The sequence below is a fragment of the Pseudomonas sp. Y24-6 genome, from assembly GCF_020295325.1.
In the GTDB taxonomy this organism is placed as follows: domain Bacteria; phylum Pseudomonadota; class Gammaproteobacteria; order Pseudomonadales; family Pseudomonadaceae; genus Aquipseudomonas; species Aquipseudomonas gregormendelii.
The window spans coordinates 163,340-185,862 of record NZ_JACBXG010000001.1; the positions used below are offsets into that span (position 1 = coordinate 163,340).

The 22,523-nt window shown below is 61.0% G+C and carries 15 protein-coding genes; 11 read left to right on the forward strand and 4 right to left on the reverse strand.

Annotation, left to right across the window (positions count from 1 at the left end; genetic code table 11):
• The 11 genes from HYI44_RS00740 (at position 1) to HYI44_RS00790 (ending at position 14,368) form a co-directional block, all read left to right on the forward strand.
• Positions 1-2,316 (forward strand): GumC family protein, encoded by a 2,316-nt coding sequence (locus HYI44_RS00740; protein ID WP_225568495.1) that lies wholly within the window; start codon positions 1-3, stop codon positions 2,314-2,316.
• 90 nt (positions 2,317-2,406) lie between these two features.
• Positions 2,407-3,798 (forward strand): undecaprenyl-phosphate glucose phosphotransferase, encoded by a 1,392-nt coding sequence (locus HYI44_RS00745; RefSeq protein ID WP_225568496.1) that lies wholly within the window; start codon positions 2,407-2,409, stop codon positions 3,796-3,798.
• A gap of 48 nt (positions 3,799-3,846) precedes the next feature.
• Entirely contained in the window at positions 3,847-5,205 is a 1,359-nt protein-coding gene (locus tag HYI44_RS00750) for a UDP-glucose dehydrogenase family protein (RefSeq protein WP_225568497.1), read from the forward strand.
• Positions 5,202-5,909, forward strand: a complete 708-nt coding sequence (locus tag HYI44_RS00755) for a WecB/TagA/CpsF family glycosyltransferase (RefSeq protein ID WP_225568498.1) — start codon at positions 5,202-5,204, stop codon at positions 5,907-5,909. The genes HYI44_RS00750 and HYI44_RS00755 overlap by 4 nt, the downstream gene beginning before the upstream one ends.
• Positions 5,910-5,924: 15 nt before the next feature.
• A complete protein-coding gene (locus tag HYI44_RS00760; protein ID WP_225568499.1) occupies positions 5,925-6,998 on the forward strand; it encodes a glycosyltransferase in 1,074 nt (357 codons plus the stop codon).
• Positions 6,995-8,107, forward strand: coding sequence for a glycosyltransferase (locus tag HYI44_RS00765; RefSeq protein ID WP_225568500.1), 1,113 nt, complete (start codon positions 6,995-6,997; stop codon positions 8,105-8,107). The genes HYI44_RS00760 and HYI44_RS00765 overlap by 4 nt, the downstream gene beginning before the upstream one ends.
• A complete protein-coding gene (locus HYI44_RS00770) occupies positions 8,104-9,420 on the forward strand; it encodes an O-antigen ligase family protein (RefSeq protein ID WP_225568501.1) in 1,317 nt (438 codons plus the stop codon). The genes HYI44_RS00765 and HYI44_RS00770 overlap by 4 nt, the downstream gene beginning before the upstream one ends.
• Complete coding sequence (locus HYI44_RS00775; RefSeq protein ID WP_225568502.1) at positions 9,414-10,349, forward strand: glycosyltransferase family 2 protein; 936 nt, start codon at positions 9,414-9,416, stop codon at positions 10,347-10,349. The genes HYI44_RS00770 and HYI44_RS00775 overlap by 7 nt, the downstream gene beginning before the upstream one ends.
• Before the next feature lie 15 nt (positions 10,350-10,364).
• Positions 10,365-11,783 carry an oligosaccharide flippase family protein gene (locus HYI44_RS00780; RefSeq protein ID WP_225568503.1) on the forward strand — a complete coding sequence of 473 codons (1,419 nt, stop codon included), beginning with the start codon at positions 10,365-10,367 and terminating at the stop codon, positions 11,781-11,783.
• Positions 11,784-11,812: 29 nt separating this feature from the next.
• Complete coding sequence (galE, locus tag HYI44_RS00785; RefSeq protein ID WP_225568504.1) at positions 11,813-12,868, forward strand: UDP-glucose 4-epimerase GalE; 1,056 nt, start codon at positions 11,813-11,815, stop codon at positions 12,866-12,868.
• Between the two features lie 30 nt (positions 12,869-12,898).
• Positions 12,899-14,368, forward strand: coding sequence for a family 16 glycosylhydrolase (locus tag HYI44_RS00790; protein WP_225568505.1), 1,470 nt, complete (start codon positions 12,899-12,901; stop codon positions 14,366-14,368).
• Positions 14,369-14,395: 27 nt separating this feature from the next.
• Here HYI44_RS00790 and HYI44_RS00795 read toward each other — a convergent pair whose 3' ends face one another.
• From HYI44_RS00795 to HYI44_RS00810, 4 genes are all read right to left on the reverse strand, one after another.
• On the reverse strand, positions 14,396-16,960 hold the full coding sequence (locus HYI44_RS00795) for an EAL domain-containing protein (protein ID WP_225568506.1): 2,565 nt from the start codon (positions 16,958-16,960) through the stop codon (positions 14,396-14,398).
• 148 nt (positions 16,961-17,108) lie between these two features.
• On the reverse strand, positions 17,109-19,214 hold the full coding sequence (locus HYI44_RS00800) for a TonB-dependent receptor family protein (protein ID WP_318653920.1): 2,106 nt from the start codon (positions 19,212-19,214) through the stop codon (positions 17,109-17,111).
• Positions 19,215-19,387: 173 nt separating this feature from the next.
• The gene (locus HYI44_RS00805; RefSeq protein ID WP_225568508.1) at positions 19,388-21,214 is read right to left on the reverse strand and encodes an ABC transporter ATP-binding protein; all 1,827 of its coding nucleotides are present in this window, start codon (positions 21,212-21,214) and stop codon (positions 19,388-19,390) included.
• A gap of 100 nt (positions 21,215-21,314) precedes the next feature.
• Entirely contained in the window at positions 21,315-22,523 is a 1,209-nt protein-coding gene (locus HYI44_RS00810) for an acyl-CoA dehydrogenase family protein (protein WP_225568509.1), read from the reverse strand.

A 22,523-nucleotide genomic window follows, 5' to 3' on the forward strand; every position in this document is an offset into this window, starting at 1 on the left:
ATGGACAACAGCCCTAGCACCTACGTCGAACGTCCCCTCCAGGCGCACTTGCGTGCGTCGAACAACGAAGAGTCGGACACCCTGGACCTGCTTCAGCTCTGGCGAACCGTCTGGGCCGCGAAGTGGAATATCGCGTTTCTGGTGTTGCTCAGTTGCGCGCTCGCAGCGGCCGTACTGTCCTTCATCACCCCCCAATATGTCGGCAGCACGACCCTGCTGATCAAAGACAAGACGCCACCCGTCATGAGTTTTCAGCAGAACGCCGATTCCGGTGGCTCGACCACGACTGATTACTTGCAGACGCAGTTGGCATTGCTGCAATCGCGAGACCTCGCAGAACGGGCGGTGAACAAGCTTGGCCTGACCACGAACCCAATCACCGACCCGCGCCAGCAACCAAAATCATGGTTCACGCCGCGCCAATGGCTGGCCGACCTTAATCGCGGTCAGTGGCTACCATGGATGGAGTACTTGCCGGCGCCCAAGCCTGAGCCGACCGAGGAGGATGTTTTCAACGAGGTCACGCAGAACCTGATGTTGCACACCAGCGTCAAGTTTGTCGGCAAGAGCCAGTTGATCGAAATTGAAGTTGAGCTACCCGATCCGGCGCTCGCGGCCGCCACCGCTAATGCCCTGGCCCAGGGCTTTATCGACAGCCAGCAGGACACCAGCCTCAAATCCTCGCAAAACAACACCAGTTGGATGAACACCCGCCTGGTCGAACTGCGCAATAACCTGCGCACCGCTGAAAACAGGCTGCAGGGATATCGCGAGGAACAAGGCCTGGTGGACGTCGACGGTGTCGCCACCATCAGCGCCAACGAGTTGCAAATGACCGGCAACCGGATGATCGATGCGCGGCGCAATCGTGCCGAAGCCGAAAGTCAGTTCCGCCAGGCGCAGGCGCTGAGCAATGGTGATATCAGCCGACTGTCCAGTGTGCCAGCGGTGCTGAGCAACCCATTGATCCAGCAATTCCAGGCTGATCTGGCGAAGGCGCAAGCCAAGGTTGAAGAGCTGTCCGGGCGCTATGGATCGAAACACCCGGCACTGGTGTCTGCCCAGACCGAATTGCGTACCGCCGCCAGCAGCCTGCGGCTGCAAGTGCAGCAAGTGGTCGCTGGCATCGAGCGCCAGTACCAGCTAGCGGTTGCCAGCGAAAGCGCTTTGCGCCAATCATTCAACACCAACAAAGCGCAGATCCAGGACATCTCGCGCAAGGAATTCCAGCTGCGCGAATATCAACGTGAAGTCGACAGCACTCGCGCACTCTACGAAACCTTCGTCACACGGCTGAAGGAAACCGCCGCCACCTCCGACATGGATTCGGCCAAGGCGCGGATCGTCGATGCTGCGATTGCCCCGACGCAAGCGAGCAAACCGCGCAAAGCCCTGATCATCGCGATTGTGGCGCTGGTCGCTGCGGTCATCGGGATTGCGCTGGCCTTTTTGCTGGAGACCCTGAGTAACACCTTCAAAAGCGATGAAACCATCGAAAGCACCCTCGGCGTGCCACTGCTCAGCGTAGTGCCGTTGGTGACGAAGAAAAGCCGTCGGCAACTGGCCCGGTTGTTCGAAGACAACGACAACCCGCGATTCAGCGAAACCATCCGCAACCTGCGCACCTGGCTCATGCTGCAAAACACTGAGGCACCGGCGCAGGTGGTGCTGGTCACCTCGTCAGTGGCCGGTGAAGGCAAAAGCACCATCGCCAACAACCTCGCCTGTTCACTCACTTCACTGGAGCGGGTACTGTTGATCGACGCCGACATGCGTCAGCCAACACTGTCGTTGAACTTCGATTTCCCGCCAGAAAATCCAGGCCTGGCGAACGTGATCGCTGGTACGGCCAGGCTTGAGGACTGCATCCGCACGGTGGGCAATCTGGACATGTTGCCGGCCGGGAGCCTGACGCTTTCTCCACTTGACCCATTCGACGCACCTCGACTGCCTTCGCCCCAGGACCCGTACGGCTCGGCACACCGGCCGCCCGTGCAGGATCTGCTGAGTTCCCCACGCCTGGGTCGCATGTTGCAGGCGCTGAAGGGCCGATACCAACACATCATCATCGACTCTCCACCGGCGGAAATGGTCAGCGACGCCCTGCTGCTGGCCAAGCATTCGGACTCCGTCATCTACGTGGTTAAAGCCCAAAGCACCCCTGTGGCGCAAGTGCAGAAAGGCCTCGCTGTACTCCAGCAAAGCCAGGCCCCGGTGTTCGGCGTCGTACTCAACCAGGTCGATCTGCGCAAGGCGCGAAAGTACGGATATAGCCATTCGCGCACCTTCTACGACTACGACTTCGCCCCGCGCTAGCACATCCCTACCTGAAACTGCCCCAGTGGCGATGGAGCCCGCTCCCTCGCTTCCGGCACCCGTTCGTTCTTTTTTTATGAGGTCGAGTCGATGACGCCGCTTAATACCGCTCAAATGGCACACCGCCGGGGCATGACATTCTGGGGGCAATGGTTGTGCGCCATGACCTTGGTCAACCTGCTCCTGATCCTGCTGGTGCAATGGCGGGTCGGCAGCCTGCCCAGCGAATACCGGGTGCTGATGATCCTGACCATTCTGGGATCGGTACCGACTTACAGCCTGATGCAGGTTTATCACAAGCGCCACGGGCTGCTGGTCGGGCTCAGTCGTTTGCTCGCCGGGTGGCTGATTTTGCTGGCGGGACTGAGCGCCATCGCATTCGTCACCCAGACCACTGCCCTGTTTTCACGGCAGGTGATGCTGGTCTGGGTGATCGCGGGATTTCTGGTCCAGATGTGCAGCTTCCTGCCGCTGCATTTTGCAGTACGACTGCACACTCGTCTAAGCCGCAACGATCGCCGTTCGGTGATTATCGGCACCTGCTCCACGGCGCATGAGCTGGCGAAAAAACTCATTCATCCCGACCGTACGTTGTTGCTGGGCTTCATTTCCGCCACGCCCCTGGTCCGACCGGCGCCAAGCATCCTGCCGCTGCTGGGGCATGTCGACGACATACGCGAGATCATCACTCGCCTGGAAGCACGCCGGGTCTACATCGTATTGCCGATGGCCGACGCCGCCACCATCGAAGCGCTGTACATCGACTTGCTCGACATGAACGTCGACGTGGTCTGGATTCCTGATTTCGGCAGCATGGTCCTGCTCAACCATTCGATCTCGGAGATCGAGCGGATGCCGGCGATCTACCTCAACGAAAGCCTGATCACCTCCCATCCCGGCAGCCTGTTCTGCAAGGATTTGTTCGAGCGCAGCCTCGCTGCGGTGGCGCTGATGGTGCTCAGCCCGCTGCTGATAGGCGTGGCGATCGCCGTGAAGTTCTCGTCGCCGGGGCCGGTGTTGTTCAAGCAGAACCGCCACGGCTGTGACGGCGAAGTGATCAAGGTTTGGAAGTTTCGCTCGATGCGCGTGCACGACGATCAGCAGGTGCGCCAGGCCACCCGCGACGACGATCGCGTTACGCCACTGGGACGCTTCTTGCGCCGCAGTTCCATCGATGAACTGCCGCAATTGTTCAACGTGTTGTTCGGGCAAATGGCGCTGGTCGGTCCCCGTCCGCATGCCGTCACTCACAACATCTATTACACCGGCAAGGTTCGCGCCTACATGGCCCGCCATCGCCTGAAGCCCGGAATCACCGGGCTGGCGCAGGTCACCGGGCACCGCGGCGAAACCGAAACCCTGGAAAAAATGCAGCTACGGGTCGCTCAGGACCTGAACTACATCAACCAGTGGTCGCTGTGGCTCGACATCAAGATTCTGCTCAAGACCCCCCTCTCCCTGTTCTCCAAAAACATCTACTGAGCGCGTGCCTGGTTACCGGGCCGTCAGCACAACCTACCGAGGTTTACCATGAATGTGAGCGTATTCGGCATCGGCTATGTGGGACTGGTTCAGGGCGCCGCGTTGGCGCAGGTTGGGCACGATGTGCTGTGCGTGGATGTTGACGCAGCCAAGGTGCAATCGCTCGAACGCGGCACGCTGCCGATCTACGAACCGGGGCTGGAGACGCTGGTACGAGACAATCACCAAAGCGGTCGACTGCGGTTCGGCACCGACCTTGGTGAAGCGGTGCGCCATGGTGAAGTGCTGCTGATCGCCGTTGGCACGCCTCCCGACGAGGACGGCTCGGCTGACCTGCGACACGTGCTGAGCGTGGCGCGCACTATCGGCCTTCACCTGCAACGCCACGTCATCATCGTTGACAAGTCCACCGTGCCGGTCGGCACCGCTGACCTGGTCCGCGACTGTATATCCCAGGCATTGCACGAAAGCGACCATCACGACCTGACGTTCGATGTCGTGTCCAATCCCGAATTTCTCAAGGAAGGTTGCGCGGTCGACGACTGCATGCGCCCCGACCGAATCATCATCGGCACCGACAGTCCGCGTGCCGAAGAGGTGATGCGCGAGTTGTACGAGCCGTTCAACCGCAACCGCGAAAAGATCATCGTCATGGACGTGCGTAGCGCCGAGCTAACCAAATACGCCGCCAATTGCATGCTCGCGACCAAGATCAGCTTCATGAACGAAATGGCCAATCTCGCCGAGAAACTCGGGGCCGACATCGAAATGGTCCGCCACGGCATAGGCTCCGATCCGCGCATCGGTTATCAGTTCATCTACCCAGGTATTGGCTACGGCGGCTCGTGCTTCCCCAAAGACGTGAAGGCACTGATCCACACCGCCGAAGGGGTCGACATCGACGCGCGATTATTGAAAGCGGTCGACTCGCGCAACAACGAACAAAAAACCACGCTGTTCCGCAAGATTTCCGATCACTTCAACGGCGCGCTGCAGGGCAAGACCTTCGCGTTGTGGGGCTTGAGCTTCAAACCCGACACCGATGACATCCGCGAGGCGCCGAGCCGCGTGCTGATGGAAGCCCTATGGCGGGCAGGCGCCAACGTGCAGGCCTACGACCCCAAGGCCATGGAAGAAGCCCAGCGCTTATACGGTGCCCGCGATGACTTTACCCTCGCCGGTACCAAGGAAGCGGCCCTGAAAAACGCCGACGCGCTGGTCATCGTCACTGAGTGGACATTGTTCCGCGCGCCGGACTTCGAACTGCTCAAGCGCCAGCTCAAGCAGCCGCTGATTTTCGACGGCCGCAACCTGTTCGAACCGCAGCGCATGAGCAAGCGTGGCTTCACCTATGTCTCGGTCGGCCGCCAGACCCAGCAGGCGCTGGAATCGGGTGACGCATCATGATCCGGCTCGCCTTGATGGACCATTACGAACCGAATCTGCTGATGGGCAACCGGGCATTTTCCTTCATCAATTTTGCCTCGATCGGCAGTTTCATCCGTCAGCCACCAGCCTCCGTCGCCTACTTCTGCGACGGCATGTTGATGTCGGGATTCATGTCGCGGGTGACCGGCCAACCCGTGCAGCGGGTCAGTTTCGATTTCACCTCGATTGCAGACCCGGTGTTGCGCGATGCCGAACAGCAGCACTTGCGGGTGTACATCGTCGGCGCCACGCAATCCGAGCTGGAGGCCTTTATCGCCAAGCTGCGCGTGCGTTATCCGCAGCTGATTATTGCCGGCGCCCACAACGGATATTTCAATCAGGCGCAAGCCAAAAACCTTCACGCTGACATCCGTACCACCGGGGCGAATCTGCTGTTGGTGGGACTCGGCGCCGGGCTGCAAGAGAGCTTCATGATCGATGCGATGAATGCAGGCTTCGACGGAGTGGCCTTCACCTGCGGCGGCTTCATCCGCCAGGAAGCCACCGCCAGCGAGAGCTACTACCCCGCCAAAATCAACCGCCTGCACCTGCGCGCGTTCTACCGCATGTACCGCGAGCCGCACACCATCAAGCGCTACTTGCTCGACTACCCACGTAACTTTTTGCAGCTGGCCGACATGATCGTTCGGCACAAAGTCTCGATTGATATCACTGCGCCCTAAGCGCCGGGAATGACCATGCATATTCTCTTCACGCTCAAAGATTTCAAGACCGGTGGTGGCGTCGAGCGCGTGCAGCAACGGCTGGCCGCACAATTTCTCAAAGACGGCCGACGCGTCAGTTTCTTCGTCATGAACGGCGAACGACCGGACAACGACGACGTGCCGACGATTGCCGGCGGTGGCAGTGGTTTCACCGGCCTGCTGCGCTCGGTGGTGTTGCTGCGCCAGTTGATTCTGCGCGAAAAAGTGACGCACCTGATCGGCGCCAAAGAGCAAGCCAATCTCTGTACCTGGTTCGCCACGCTTGGTACGCCCTGCAAGGTCATCTACACCCGGCACACCGCACTGGATTGCTCCGAGCAACACACCGGGGTCCGCAGCCTGCGCCTGTTGTACGCGCTGTACCTGTGTGGCAGCGGCAGAGTGGTAGCGGTCTCGCTCGGTCTGCGCCAGGCGCTTACGAGTCTGATGCCCTGGGGTCGCCGGCGGATTCGTTACTGCCCGAATGCGGTGGTTACCGAGCAGTTGCTCAGCGCCGCGCAAGCACCGCTACCCGCTGATGTACCCGCGCGGTTCTGGCTGGGCGTCGGTCGGTTGGTGGAATTGAAGGGCTTTCACTTGATGCTGGAGGCTTATGCGCTGGCAGCGGGTCAGGCCACGCTGCCTTATCTGGTCATTGCAGGGGACGGCCCGCTGCGCGGCGAACTGGAAGAACAGGCACGACGGCTGGGCATTTCGCGCCAGGTCCATTTCACCGGCTACTTGCCCAATCCTTATCCGCTGATCCGCCAAGCGCGCCTGCTGATTCTGAGTTCGCTGCATGAAGGTATGCCGACCGTGCTGGTCGAAGCCCTTGCCCTCGGCACGCCGGTGCTGGCCACCGATTGCCCCACCGGCCCACGTGAATTGCTCGACGACGGTCGCGTCGGGCAACTGGTACGGGTCAACGATGTGCCGGCGCTGGCTCAGGCAATGCTGCAAAGCCTGAAGACCGATAGGTCCATCGCCGGGGAAGCGGTCGCCGACGCGGTACGTCCCTTCACCAGCCACCACGCGGCGCAGGCTTACTATCAGGTGTGGAGTCAATGAAAAAACTGTTGATTATTCTCCAGGACCTCAGCGCGGGCGGGGCCGAAAAAATGATGGCGCGCCTGGCCGGGGCCCTGGTCGAGGCTGGCAACGATGTGACCCTGCTGATGCTCACGGGTGGAGGAGTGAACCTGGCGGGACTCGATCCGCGAGTCAAACAAGTGTCGCTGCACAGCCCACGGAGCGTCGCCGCTGTCCCGGCGCTGACTCGATTTTTGCGGCGCAATCGCTTCGATGCGCAACTGGCCGCCCTCACCCACGTCAACGTGATTGCCATCGTCGCCGCCGTGCTGTCGGGCACTTTGGCGCGGTTACACGTCAGCGAGCGCAACGCGTTTTCTCGTGACAAACACGTCAATCCGGCGCTGCACGTCCGGCTCGCGTACCTGTGTGCCCCGCTGCTCTACCGGTTGATTCCGAACCCGGTGATCTGCGTGTCACAGGGTGTGGCCCAGGATCTGGTCGATACGACTCTGGCCCGTACGCGCGACGTGACCACCGCTGACAATCCCGTGCTCGACAATGACTTTCGCGACCGGCCACCGGGGCCCGCGACACACCCCTGGCTGGTGGGCAAAACCATTCCGGTGATCGTCGCAGTGGGAAGGCTGGCCCGGCAAAAAGGCTTTGATACATTGCTTGATGCCTTCGCCCGACTGCCGGATCACAACACCCGGCTGATCATTTTTGGCGAAGGTTCGCTGAGGGCCGAATTATTGGCGCAAGCCACTGCTCTCGGGATCGCCGAGCGTGTCGATCTGCCGGGTTATGCCAACGATGCGCTGGCGCAGATTGGGGCAGCGGATTGTTTCGTCCTGTCGTCACGCTTCGAGGGCAGCCCGAATGCGCTGGTCGAGGCGCTCTCCACCGGGACCCCAGTGGTATCGACGCGCTGCCCTTACGGACCACAAGAGATTCTCGCGCAGGGCAGCGTCGCGCCACTGGTCAATGTCGACGATCCCTCGGCGCTGGCGCAGGCCATCAGCCTGGAGATGGCCCTGCCCCGAGACCTCAATCGACAACGGCGCATCGATGCCGCCGCGCGCTTCGTCAGTGGTCGCGCGGTTAACACCTACCTGACGGCGTTGCTCCGGAGTCCATCGCCATGAACCGACTTCCCGTGCGCTATTCCACGTTGCGTGACGCCTTTGCCCTGTTCGGCGTGCTGTTCTACTTCCAGATCATCACGTTCTTTCTCGGGATGGGTAGCGCAGCCAGTCTCGACGACGCGCAAAAAGACCTCGAAGGTAACGTCGCCAATCAGGTCTGCGGTTTGATCACACTGTTGGTTCCACTCTTCTTCTTTATCCGCAACAAGGTGTTCCTCAGCAAAAGTTTCTACCGACAAAACGCTTTTCTGCTGGCATTCCTGTTCTGCGTAGCGGTTTCAATCAGCTCATCCGACGACGCTACCCTGAGCTTGAAACGCTTCGTTGCGATGATCAGCGTCGTGTTCTTTGCAGGCTTTATCGCCTATCACTACAGCCTGGAAAGAATCTCCTTCATGCTCGGCTGCGTGATTGGCGCAGCGGCGCTCATGGGCCTTATTTTCGCGGTGATCCGGCCCGACCTCGCCTTTATCAGCGGTGGCATTCGCGACGGCGCGTTCAAGGGTATTTTTCCGGAAAAGAACGCCGGCGCCCGGATCAACGCCATTGCCATTCTCTTACTCCTGCCGATGATCCGCCAACGCAACCCGTTGGCCATTGTGTACGCTGCGTTTTGCCTGGTCGCCATCGGGCTGGCGCAGTCCGCCACCGGGATCGCGCTGATCGTGGCCGGCACCGCGAGCTACTGGTATTTCCTCACGTTGATCCGGTTGCGCATCAACCGTTCACTGACGGCGTTCTTCGCCGCGACCGTGATGTATGGCCTGATCTGCCTGTTTCTGTACGGCAATTACGCACTGCTGCTGGAGCTCGTCGGCCGTGACCCGTCGCTCACCGACCGCACCCTGATCTGGGAGCTGCTCGGGCCACTGATCGATGATCGATTCCTCAAGGGCTACGGCTTCGGCACATTCTGGAGCAGTCCTGATGCAACCGGGTTCATCAACCGTTGGGGCTACATCGGCAACGCCCACAGCGGCTATGTCGAGACCTTGCTCAATGGCGGACTGATTCAGCTGATCGCACTGATCCTGCTGTTCGCCGAAGTGCTGACCAAGCATTACCGGGCGATTACTGCCGACCAGTCAGCGCGTTATCACGCCTGCGCTTTGGTGATCATCGGGTTGTTCGCGGTCACCAACTACGTGGCCTACGTGATCCCCAACTATCGCTCGGCCGAGTTCCTGGTGTTCTGCGTCCTCGCACTCTCTTTCCGCCATCACAGCGTTAAACGCCCCGCGCCGCTCGTGCGCTCGAATGCCCAAGCCGTCCCGCGCAAGCGCGCGATGCCCAAGGAGTACAAATCATGTTGAACAGTTCTCCCTCAACGTCAGGATCGGTGTGCGTCATCATCCCGATGTACAACGCTGCCGCCAGCATCGGGGCGGCGCTCGACTCCCTGGGCCAGCAAACCCGACGGCCGGACAAGGTGATCGTCATCGACGATGGCTCCAGCGACCAAGGCCCGCAAATCGTCAGGGATTACGCCGCGCCGTTTGCACTGGTCCTCCTGCAGCAGGCCAATCAAGGCCCGGCCGCCGCACGCAATCAAGGTGTGTTCAGCGCCACAGAGACGTTTATCGCGTTTCTCGATGCCGACGACCAATGGCACCCGGAAAAATTGCAAAAACAACTTGCGCTGTACGAGCAACTCACGCGCGAAGGACGTCAGGTCGGGCTGATCGATTGCTACCAGATCAGCGAGTTCAGCGACGGCACCCGACAGTTGGAGGACCGGCGCAAGGGCGGCGATCATTTTGCCGATTTCATGCGCGAAAACGTGATCAACGGAACGTCCGGCGTGCTGGTGTTGCGCGAAGTGATCGTCGCGCTGGACGGATTTAATCAGGCCCTGCGCTATGCCGAGGACCGGTTGCTGTGGACGAGGATCGCCGAGCAGTGGGAGATCCACACGGTGCCCGAACTCTTGCTGCGACGCGGCGTCAACAGCGGCAACATCACCGCCCAACCGCGCAAGTACTACCCCTACAAAGTCCAGTTTATCGAGCTCTATCTTGCCCGCTACGGCGCACACATGAGCAAGCAGCAGCGCATTGATTTCGTGCTTGCAAACCACGCCGATTTTCTTTGTGCCTCGTCCCGGCGCGGTGACCACGCGCATGTGATCAATGTGTTCCGCAACATGCTGCAGCACTCGTGGCAAACGCTGATTTTCTCCCGCGGCAAACCGACCCTGCGCTACGTCTACGCCTTGGCGAAGACGATGCGCAGGACGGCTTGAATCAGAGATCCCTCTATGGCTAACCAGCGCCTGGCGACCTTGATCTGGATCTTCACCGAGAAATTCGGCCTGATTTTCCTGTCGATGATCACCTTTGTCGTGTATGCCCATTTACTCACTCCGACCGAGCTGGGCATCGGCACCATCATCATTGCCATTGTCGAAGTGGTCGGCATTCTCTACTCGTCGGTGCTGGAGGACCCGCTGGTCAGGCTCGAACGCCTGGAAGACAGACACATCAGCACCGCGTTCTGGTTTTCAGTGCTGATCAGTCTGGCGTCGATCCTGGTGATCTCTCTGGGTGCGATGTTTTACACGCCATCGCCAGCGCTGCAGTGGATGGCGGCCATCGCGTCGGTGAAGATCCTGTTCACCATGATGGCGCGGGTCTACGTCGCGCAGATGCGCCGCAGAGGCAATTTCAAGCTGCTCGCCTCACGCACTCTGCTGGGCAAAGTCGCCGGAGGCGGTGCCGGCATTATCGTTGCGCTGCTGGGGTTCGGCCCGTGGGCGGTGATAGCCCAGGCGCTGATCATGGATCTGGTGTCGGTTGTCGTATTGATGCGCGCAGATCGGCGGCGCATTCCCTTCGCCATCGACGGGCCGCTGTTGATTGACCTACTGCGCACAGGGGCGCCGGTGGCGATCAACGTCATGAGTTCGCAAACCCTGCAACGCGGGGTGAATCTGGTGTTGGGCATCACCGCGGGCGCGCACGCAGTTGGTATGTTCAACCTGGCGATGCGCATCATCGACCTGCCACGATCCGCCATCTACAACGGGCTGATGAGCTATGCGCTGCCAGCCTTCGCGCGGCGCAGCGCCGAACCGTCACGACTGGTCGGGCTCATCGGTGACACAACGGCCATCAGCGGCTTTGTGCTGACGCCATTGTTTGTAGGCATCGCGCTGACCGCCGAAGACATCATCCTGCTGATCTTCGGTGCCAAATGGGCTGACGCCATCGGGCTCCTGCAAGTGCTGGCCTGCACCGCCGCGCTGGGCAATCTGGCGTTGTATGCAACGACGGCGCTGGTGGCAGTGAATCGTACCTGCCTGACGCTCAAGGCTGAAGTGCTAACCACCCTGCTGGCGCTGGCACTGGTGTATGTCCTCGGGCCCGTATATGGCGGCATGTCGGCGGCAGTCGCGCTGCTGATCCGCATGGTCGCGATTACCCCGTTGCAGGTAATCGGACTGAACACGGCGATCGGTTATGGCTGGCGCACGTTCTTTGAATCCGCCTACCGCAGCGTGATCGCCACGCTGGTGATGGTCGCCGTCGTGTCTTGGGTGTCGCGCCATTCGGGGTTGTCGGGCTACCTGCACCTGATCGCCGATATCCTCGCCGGCGGGCTGACATACGCCTTGGCCTACAGCGTCTTGCACCCGCGCTGGCCGCATGAATTCAAGTTGGTGTTCACCACTCGGTGATCGCCGTTGTCTCTCTGGAGTACATCGTCATGCGCAAAACTACGCTCATTACCGGGGGTGCTGGTTACATCGGCTCCCATACCGCGTTGAAACTGGTGGAAGCCGGCCACCGGGTGCTGGTGCTGGATAACCTGAGCAACAGCAGTGTCGAATCGATCACCCGACTGGAGTCACTGAGCGGCACGCGAATCGAATTCATCGAAGGAGACATCCTCGATTCGCGGCTGCTCGACGAAATTTTCAGCGACTACGACATCGCGGCTGTGGTGCATTTCGCCGGACTCAAAGCAGTGGCGCAAAGCGTGCGTAACCCCATGGACTATTATGCCAACAACGTCGCAGGCACCCTCACGCTCTGCCAGGCGATGGCGCGGGCGCAAGTGTTCAACCTGGTGTTCAGTTCCTCAGCGACTGTCTACGGGGAACCGAGGTGCACGCCCATCGGCGAAGACCTGGGCACCGGCAAACCGGCCAATCCCTATGGCCGCTCGAAGTTGATGACCGAAGAGTTGCTGACCGACCTGACGTGCTCCGATCCACGCTGGAACATTGCCCTGCTGCGTTACTTCAACCCCATTGGTGCTCATGAAAGCGGAATGATCGGCGAGGCCCCCAACGGTGTGCCGAATAACCTATTGCCCTGCCTCACTCAGGTGGCGACAGGGCGGATCGGTGAACTGATGGTTTACGGCAACGATTACCCGACCATCGACGGCACCTGTGTGCGCGATTACATCCACGTCGTCGACCTGGCCGAAGGTCACCTCAAGGCCCTTGGGCGACTGCACGGAGACCACGGCATTCACATCTGGAACCTTGGCACCGGCATCGGCTACAGCGTGCTGCAACTGATCCGCAGCTTCGAAGACGTCACCGGGATCAGCATCCCGTACCGCTTCGCACCCCGGCGTGCCGGTGATGTGGCGCAGTGCTGGGCCGATGCGAGCAAGGCCAGCCGCGACCTGGGCTGGAGTGCACAACGCAATCTGGGACAAATGCTCGCGGACAGTTGGCGCTGGCAATCGAACAATCCGCAGGGCTATCAGCCTCAACCCACGCCGATCCTGGCATACGCCATCAAATAACGGCTGACTGATTCAGGGAAGGACTTCTTCATGTTCAGGCAATGCGTGCTGACAATGTTGTGGCTCATATCAAGCTCCGGTGTGCAGGCGGCTTCCGACCTGCCTGTCACCGAGGGCCTGGTTCTGTGGCTCGATGGCGCCGATCCGGCGCACATGAGCCTTGATGCACAGAATCGGGTGTCTCGCTGGCAGGACAAATCCGGGCAAACCCATGATGTGAGCCTCGATGATCCGGCCGCCGCCTCGCTGCCCTTGCGCGTGGAGAATGCCATCAATGGACACTCTGTGCTGCGGTTCAACGGTGCATCGGCGTTCACCGGCAGGGCAATCCGCACCGCCAAAGGACCGGTAACGGTGTTTGTGGTCTCTCGTCGCTTGCCGGACCAGGCCGGTGGAAAGGCCTGGCAGCGTTTGTTCAGCTCCCGCCCGCAACCGGTCGACAACGACAATGTGGCGCCTAACTTCGGCCTCAGCGTCCAGCAGACCGGGGCCTATGCGCCGACAGTGGCGTTCCTGGAAACCACGAACGTTCCCATTGGCCCGTTCGCCGTGGCGCGCAACGTGGTGGGCACCTCGGAAATCCTGCGCGGTGATATTGCCGAAGTGCTGGTCTACGATCGGTTGCTCGCCTCTCAGGCAGAACGTCAGCAGGTGGCGGATTACCTCACCGAAAAATGGGCGCTGACGCTGCCAGCCTCCTCCAGCGCCTGGACCCGCACCGGCTCGCTAGGCCCGACGCCCGCTCGAACCAACGTCAACCTGCCGTTATCCGACCAGGCGAATGCTGGGCAATGGGTGCTGGATGCGCGTCTGTCCGACGACTTCAACGGCAACGCCATCGACGCCAACCGTTGGCACGTCAACGACGCGACGGGCACTGACTCGCTCGGACGCAAACCGGCGCTGTTTCTGCCAGAGAATGCCAAGGTCGGCAATGGCAATCTGAACATCTCGTTTCGCAAGCAGACGTTGCCCGAAAAGTACGTGCGCCTGGGCTACAAGGACTACAGTTCGGCGATGGTGCGCACCATCGAACGCCGGCTCTATGGCTATTACGAAACCCGAGCCAAACCCATGAACTCGGCGGGCTCCAGTGCGTTCTGGCTGGCCTGGACCGGACTGCCGGAAAACGCGACCGAAATCGATATCTTCGAGATCGGTGGCAAGACCTCCAACGGCAAATTCGACGTCATGTACAACATGAATGCTCATGTCTGGGCCACACCACAAAGCGACGCACACCTGAGCGAAGGCAGCACCTGGACTGCGCCGTGGCGGCTGGCGGACACCTTTCACGTCTACGGTTTCGACTGGCGCCCGGACACCCTGCGCTGGTACGTCGATGGGGTGCTGGTTCGGGAGGCGAAGAACACGCACTGGTTCTTCCCGATGCAGATTGTGTTCGACAGCGAGGCGATGTGGGACTGGTTCGGCGTAGTGGATGACGCCGATCTGCCCTCCACGTTCCGCATCGACTACGTCAAGGTCTGGACCCGCTGAACACGGCGTGGCGGCAACGTCTGCCCGTCACACCGAACCCTCGCTGACGCACACCAGCTCATTGAAAGCATCAAGATCCAGCGGTCGACTCAGGTAATACCCCTGTCCTTCATCGCATGACACCGCCTTGAGCAGTTTAAGGTGCTCGGCAGTTTCAATGCCCTCCGCAGTGACCGTCAGCGACAGTGCGCGCCCCAAGCCAACGATCGCGCGGATAATGGCCTTGTCATCCTCACTTTCATCCAGCCGGTTCAAAAAGCTGCGGTCAATTTTGAGACCGTCGAACGGGAATGCCCGCAAGTAACTCAGCGAGGAATACCCGGTACCGAAATCGTCCATGGAAATCCGCACGCCCAGGCGCTTGAGCGTGCGCATCACTTCCAGTGCGCCAGAAGCATCTTCAAGCATCACACTTTCGGTAATTTCCAGTTCTACCCGACCCGGGTCTATACCGGAATCCTTGAGTGCCTTCTGAATGCGCTCCACCAGATTGCCGCGCTTGAACTCGGTAGACGACAGGTTGACTGATACGAACAAATGCTCCGGCCACAGGACCGCGCAATGGCAGGCGGTGTCGAGCACCCAGTTGCTCAAGGACAGAATCAACCCCGACTCCTCGGCAATGGGAATAAAGACATCCGGGGGTACCAGCCCACGCTCGGGATGCTGCCAGCGCACCAGCGCCTCCGCACCCACCATCTGCCCGTCGGCGATCCGATAGCGTGGTTGAAAATGCAGTTTCAGTTCGCCGTGCTTGATCGCGAACCGCAGGTCGTTTTCCAGGCGCCTGCGCTCGATGATCCTGGTGTTCATTTCGCCTGCGTAAAAGCGCCAGGTATTGCGGCCTGCGGCCTTGGCCTCATACAGCGCGATATCGGCATAGCGCAGCAGTTCGGCCGCCTCGCATGCATCGTTTGGCGCCATGGCGATGCCGATGCTGGCACTGACGAACACCTCCTGATCGCCCACCACCACCGGCCCCTCGATGGATTCGATAAGGCGCTGACAGAGTGCTTCCACTTCCTCCTGGGAACTGACATCGGTGAGAATCAGCACGAACTCGTCACCGCCCACCCGAGCCACCAGGTCCCCGTTGCGTATGCAGTCTGCCAGCCGGCTCGATACTTCATTGAGCACACAGTCACCTGCCGCGTGCCCGAGCAAGTCATTCACCGGTTTGAATCGATCCAGGTCCAGGCTGAGCATCACCAGCGGTTGCTCCGCCGTCGGCACGGCCTTGAGCTTGCCGTCGAGGAACTCTTGCAGGCGTGTCCTGTTGGGTAACCCGGTCAAGGCGTCGTGCTGGGAAAGGAATTCGATACGGCGGCGGGCTTCGACCTCCTCGGTGACGTCCGTGGCCGTACCGCGAAAGCCCATGCCCGCCATGTCCCGAGCAGACAGACGGGTGATACGCTGGCGCCCCTGGCTATCGGCGAAATAGCACAGGATGCTGATGTCCGGGCGGCGATTCGGGATGCTCAGCCACTGGGTCAGCGTCCCTAATTCCGTGCTGAGCAGGGCATTGATGGATTCACCGATCCAGGTGCTTCCAGAGAGGCCGGTCACTGCATCAAAGCGATCCGACAAATAGGTGAAACGCCCGCCCGTGTCTATTTCCCACACCCAGTCCGAGCTGGCCTCGACAACGTCGCGAAACCGCGCTTCGCTGGTGGCGAGTGCATCCTGGCTGCTTTTGAGCGTCGCAAAACTGGCATCCAGCACCCGTGCACCAGCGGTGGTGCGCCGCAGGATGGCCCAGGTCATCAGGCACACCAGCAGCGCCGCCAGGCCGATCAATGGCAAACCCACGCCCAGCAAACGCACGCCAGGGCTAGAAGGACGCCAATGCAGGCTGCCCGCCGAACCGTCGTCGCCTAACGCAAAAACCGAAGTCGCGTCGTCCGGGGTCGCGACTCGTAGTTGATTGATGCCGAACTCTTCGCCCATCTTCGCCAGTTTGGCATCGGTAAAAACATCCACGAAGATCAACACCGACGGTGGCCTGCCATCAGGCACCACGGTCGGATCAGTGCCCGGCGTGATGGCTGCTGCCGCCACCAGGGCCGGCACTCCGGCGATAGTGACGAATGTCGTCGTAGCCGTTTCCGTCTCAGCGCCCGCTCGGGCCTCGGCAAGAATTCCTGGCAAAGCCTGATGCAACCACTCGCTGGCGGCGACGGACTGCAGTTCACCTTCGATCACCGAGTAAACAGTGTGATCCACCGCATCAACGACAAACAAACCCTGGAAGCCGAAATCCGAATACAGGGTCGGCCCGACGTTTTGTCGCACGAAGGCCCAGTCGGAATCGACTTTGACATGCAAATGCCGGTAGGCATCGCCCCAGAAGGCGTAGTCCTTCACGGTTGTGCGCAGGGACTTTTCCAGCGATTGCACAGCCTTGCGGGTGTAGAAGGCACTTTCGACTTCTTCGTTCCGATCCAGGTCACGTGCCAGGTAAATGAGCGAGCAGCTGGCCAGGAAAAACACCCCCGCCAGCAAGCCGACAAACTTGAACAGCGAGCCACGGGCCAGCGCTACGCTTGAGCGGTTGGACGATGCACAGGTGACAGCAGGTAGTTCATTGGGCATAGGTTCACGCTATTCGTTGAGGCAACCGCGCCTTAAAGCAAGTTATCGGCCGCTGTCAAAAAATAATGAGTGCCCGGGTCACGACCGCCCGTCACCGATGAGCGAGCAAGCTCGCTGCAAGGGCCGGGCTATGCGCAGGGTTTGCATGCTAAAACCGAAACGCCACCCCCGTGGTCACGTTGATCGCATCCCCCGGATAGAAATTCGCCGAGTCATTGCCCCTGGCGTCATACGCCGTATTCGCCGCCGTGGCATAACGCTCATTGGTCAGGTTGCGCGCGTCGAGGAACACCTCCCACTTCTTGCCTGGCGCCTCGTACCCCACCTTCGCCCCCCAGACCGTGTACGAGGGTGCGCTGAGGGTATTGGCGAAGTCGACGTAGTAACTGGAAGCGGCGCGGGCGTTGAGTTGGGCGTAGAAGCCGCTGTCCTGGCGATACTGCAGTTCGGCCTGATAGACCTGGCGGGGCAGGCTCGGCAGCTGGTTGTCGCCGAAGGTCGCGTCGTCGCGGTAGTGGAAGTCGTTGAAGGTGTAGGCCTGGCGCAGGGTGACCGAGTCGCCATTGCGCCCTTCCCACAGCAACGCATTGAGCCCGGCTTCGAGGCCCTGGTGAATGGTCTTGCTGCCGTTGGACGTCGCCACCAGTTGGTCCTGGGTGGCGCTCGCCTGGCGCACGACCACCGACAGCAGCTCTTTCTGGATCCACGAACGATAGACCGTCAGGCTGCCGTCGAAAATTCCGTGCCCGCCACGGATGCCGAATTCCACCGTGTTGCCTTTCTGTGGCCGCACGTCCCGGATGTAGGGAGTGCCGGTGCTGCCCAGCTGCCAGGTGACCGGCGGATCGATCGAGCGGCTGACGTTGCCAAACAGTTCGAATTCCGGGGTCAGCTGATAACGCAGGCCCAGGCGCGGGGCGATGTCGTGTTCGGTGTATTCGACGCCGTTGGGAAATTCGCTGGTATTGGTCCCGGTGGTGTATTCGATTTGCGCCTTGCGCTTGATATCGATAAACGAAAGGCCGCTGGAGAGCCAGGTGCGCTCACCCAACTGCAGCTCGTTGCCCAGGGAAAACACCGTGTCGCGCGAGCCGGTGTAGTTGGTTTCCTGCAGGCGTGTGCCACTGCCCCTGGCGTGGGATTTGACATCCGCCAGGTACGCGCGGGTACTGCTGAAGGTCAGGCTGCTGTCGCTGGGCAGACCGAGGAAGGTATCGCCGGTACGCAGGTAGCGCAGGGTCAGGCTGATGTCCTTTGAGCGCCAGTCCTGGGGCGTGGCGGAATAGCGCCAGCCGTTGTACAAGGGATAGTTGTTATAGCCCAGGCCCACTTCCAGCCTGGCGTTGTCGTCGAAGGTGTAGGTGGTCTTGCTGCCCAGCAGGGTCGAGCCGTCCTTGCGCCGGCCGGTGGGCACGTTGTTGCTTTTGGGGTCGTGCTTGAGCTGGTACTTGGTCAGCGTGTTGCCCTGGGTCAGGGTCTCTTCGCGATAACGCACGAAGAAGCGGGTCTCCAGCTTGGGGTTGAATACATGGCCAAAGTTGGCAACGATGCCCTGCCCTTCGTTCGGCGTGTTGTCCTGATACCCGTCGCGCTCGTTGTGCAACACACTTACGTAGTAATCGCTGTTGTCCACCACCCCGCCGGTGCTCAACTGCTGCTTGCGATAACCAAAACTGCCGGCTTCGAAGCGCGCGTAATTGCCCGGGTCGGTGCGCCCGGTCTTGCTGACGAAGTTGATCGCGCCCCCCAGGGACAAGGCCGAATACTTGAAGGCGTTGGCGCCGTACAGGACCTCGGTGTGATCCACCGAGGCCATGTCGAGCATGTCTTCCTGGGTGCCGCCAGGTCCGGTCAGCGGCAGGCCGTCGTAGAGGAATTTGATCCCCAGCACGTAGCCCTGATAGAAGGTGTTGAGCCCCGAGCCGCGGATCGAAATCTTGTTGGCGCCGGAGCCGCTGGTGGCCTGGGCGAAGACGCCGGGTTGCAGCGCCAATACGTCCTCGGCGTTGGCCGCCCGGCCGCGCTCGATCTCGCGGTTGTCCACCACCGCCGTTTGCCCGGCGACTTTTTTCAGCTCTCTTTGGGCTTTCTGCACTTCGCTGGCCTGGGCGCCGTTGACCACTACGGTCGCGAGCGTCGGATCAGTCGGCGCTGCAGCGACAGTGCCCTGGAACAGCATGCAAACAATTCCCAGGCTGGACGCCGCCTTTAACGAGTCCGAACGCCAAGCGCGTGTTTCAAATTTTTCCCGCATTGATGGATACCCCTGGCCTGTTAATGGGTTGGAGCATCTATTCGTATAGTCGCGCTCGCCGCTGGACTTTGCAGCCTTCGTGCCAGGGTAAAACGCAGCAAAAACAGGCCAATACGTGCATTCAACGAGACCGATCAGCACAGATTGTCCAAGCACTGTTGCGCCCCCGACAGTCAGGCCGGCACGGTATCCGCCTGCGCACTGAACTGGCGACTCCACAAGCGGAAATACTGCCCGCCCTGACTCAGCAATTCGTCGTGGCTGCCGTCCTCGATCACCCGGCCCTTGTCGAACACCAGGATGCGGTCCAGGTGCGCGACGGTCGACAGCCGATGCGCCACCACCAGCACCGTCTTGTCGCCCATGATTTCGTCCAGTTTGTCCTGGATAAAGCGCTCGGTAATCGAATCGAGGCTCGAGGTTGCTTCGTCCATCACCAGGATCGGCGCGTTCTTGAGCAGCACCCGGGCAATGGCGATGCGCTGGCGCTGGCCCCCGGACAATTTGACGCCCCGCTCGCCTACCAGCGACTCGTAACCGTCTTCCATGCTGTCGATGAATTCGCTGGCACCGGCGCGATGAATCGCCTCGGCCACCTCCTCCATCGAGGCATCCAGGCGCCCGTAATGAATGTTCTCGCGAATGCTGCGGTGGAACAGCCCGGGTTCCTGGGGAATCAGGCCGATTTGCTGGTGCAGGGAATGTTGCGTGGCGTCGCGCACATCGACGCCATCAATCAGCACCGCGCCCTGCTGAACATCGTAAAGACGCAGCAGCAGGTTGAGCAGCGTGGATTTTCCCGAGCCCGATGCACCCACCAGCCCCACCTTCTGCCCCGCCGGAATGAAAATATTCAGGCGCTGGAAGATCGGCTGGTCGGCACCGTAATTGAAGCCGACGTCGCGAAACTCGATATCCCCACGCTTGACCTGCAACGCCGTGGCACCGGGCCGGTCGATCACTTCATGGGGTCGAATCAGCGTGCGCACCCCATTGGCAATGTTGCCAGTGGCCTCGAAGAACTCGAGAAAGCGCCGGGACAGGTTGCCGACGTCGCTGATGATCAGCAGCGACAGGCTGGTGGACATGACAAACGCGGCGATGTCGATGCGCTGGTTGCGCCACAGGTACAGCGCCAGCAGCAACAACCCCAGCTTGAGCACCACGCCGCAACTGGTCTGGAACCAGCGAATCTTTTCCATGTAGCCCAGCGAGCGATAGGCCGCCGCCACTTCCTTGTCGAGAAACCGGCCCAGGTAGCTGTGCTCGAAAGCGTGGCGGGCAAACAGGCGAATGTTAGCCAGGTTGGACACCGCATCCACCACCTTGCCCGAGCTGGTGCTGCGCGCCGCGGAGTACTGTTGCGCCAGCGGATGGCTGCGCCGGGCCAACAAGTAGCACACGGCGATAAACAGCAGCGACCAGCCGGCCATGAACAGTGCCAGCAAGGGCGAGGCTGTCCACAACAGCACAGTGGCCAGGCTCAGGGTCACCAGCAACGGGATCAGATCGAACAGCAGGATGCTCAGGGTCTGGTTGACCCCCAGGGCGATTTCGGAAACCCGGTGCGCCAGGGCGCCGGCAAATTCGTTGCTGATGAAACGGTGCGAGTGCTTCTGCAAGTAGGCAAACACCACATGGGTGACTGTGCGCCGCTGCAACGGCAGGACGTGGATATGGCAACCGGCTGCGGCCCGAGTAAACAGCACTTCCAGCACCAGCAGTGCGCCGAACAGTGTCAGCGGCCACTGCAACACTTCGAAAGCGCGCTCGGCTTCCAGGCCATTGCTGACGGTGCGGGTAATCTGCCCCAGCCCCCAGGGAATCAACAGGGTGCAGATCACCGCAGCGATCTGCAGCAGCAGGATCGCCACGTACCAGCCCTTGAAATTGCCGATGAAAAATCGCACGAAAGCCCCGGGTGTCGCCGGCAAGTGCTGTACGTTCCAGTGAAGTTTTCGGTGATTGGATGGGGCCAGCGATGAAAAGGACCAAGTCATGACCAAGGGCATTCCTGAATAACGCCTGTGGCCGCGCAGCTTTCAGGCAAAAATGGGCACACGCGGTGCCCGGTTCAATGGTGCGAGTCCAGCCCTACGCTTAAAACAGCCCCGAAGTCGGCGGTGGCGTGCCTTTCAATTGCCAGGCCCCAACCGCCGCGGCTTTCCAGTGCCGTGGGTTGTGATTGGCCACGGTGCGCGCATTGCGCCAATGGCGGTCAAGGTTGTGCGCGCGGCCGGTGGTGGAAGCGCCGCCAACGTCGAACACCAGTTCTGCGGCCTTGAGCGCCGACTCGGCCGCGATGTATTGCGCCTGGGCGACGGCAATGGCCGCCTGGTCCACCGCCTGGGGATCGAGGTCGCCGGCCCAGGCCCGATCGATCGCCTCGGCTGCGCGCAGCACCACCGCTTCGGCCGTGAACGCACGGGCCGAGATGTCGCCGACACTGAGCTCGACATAAGGATCATCCACCGACCGCGAGGCGCTGCTGTGCTTGATCGGGCGCGCGTGATCGTTGGCAAAGGCCACGGCATCGTTCAGCGCATTGCGCGCGATGCCTGCCTGCACGGCGGCCAGGAACAACTGCAGGAACGGCGTGACGATCGTGCGCTTGCCCTCCTCCACGGTGCGGGTGCGGATTTCATCCGAGCGCACCAGCACATCATGCAGATGAGTGGTGCCGCTGGCCGTCAGGCGCTGGCCCATCGCGTCGAAGTCATCGAGCAGCTCCAGGCCCTTGCGGTCACGCGGCAGGATGAACGACACCGGCTGCTCGTTCTCATCCAGAGCGACGGCGCTGACCCAGTCGGCATACAACGAACCAGTGCTGTAGTACTTGCTGCCAGTGGCCCGATAGTGCTCGCCGTCGCGCACGATCCGCGCGCTGATTGAACCGTTGGCGCCACCGACTTCCCAACCGGCATTACCCACCATGGCGCCCTGCAGGTAGCGCTCGAACCAGCGTTCGCGCTCGTCCTCCGCGCCCTGCGCACCAGACGCCAGCAAGCCCTCGATAAAGCCGAACCCGGGACGCAATGCCTGGGCGACATTGGAGTCGGCCGAAGCGATGCGCATCAGCAAGCCGATCACATCCTTGACCGAGCCTGCGGCGCCGCCAAAACGGGTCGGGATGCGCGTGGTGAACAGCCCCGCCTTGGCGATCTGCGCCACTGCCTCGTAAGGCAGTTGCCGCTCACGCTCGCGCTGCGCCGCACCGGCGGCAATCAGCGGCAGCAACACGTCCGCCCGGGCATTGAGTTCTTCCACCGAGGCAACCGGGGTCTTGGGTACGGCAGTCAACGTAGTCAT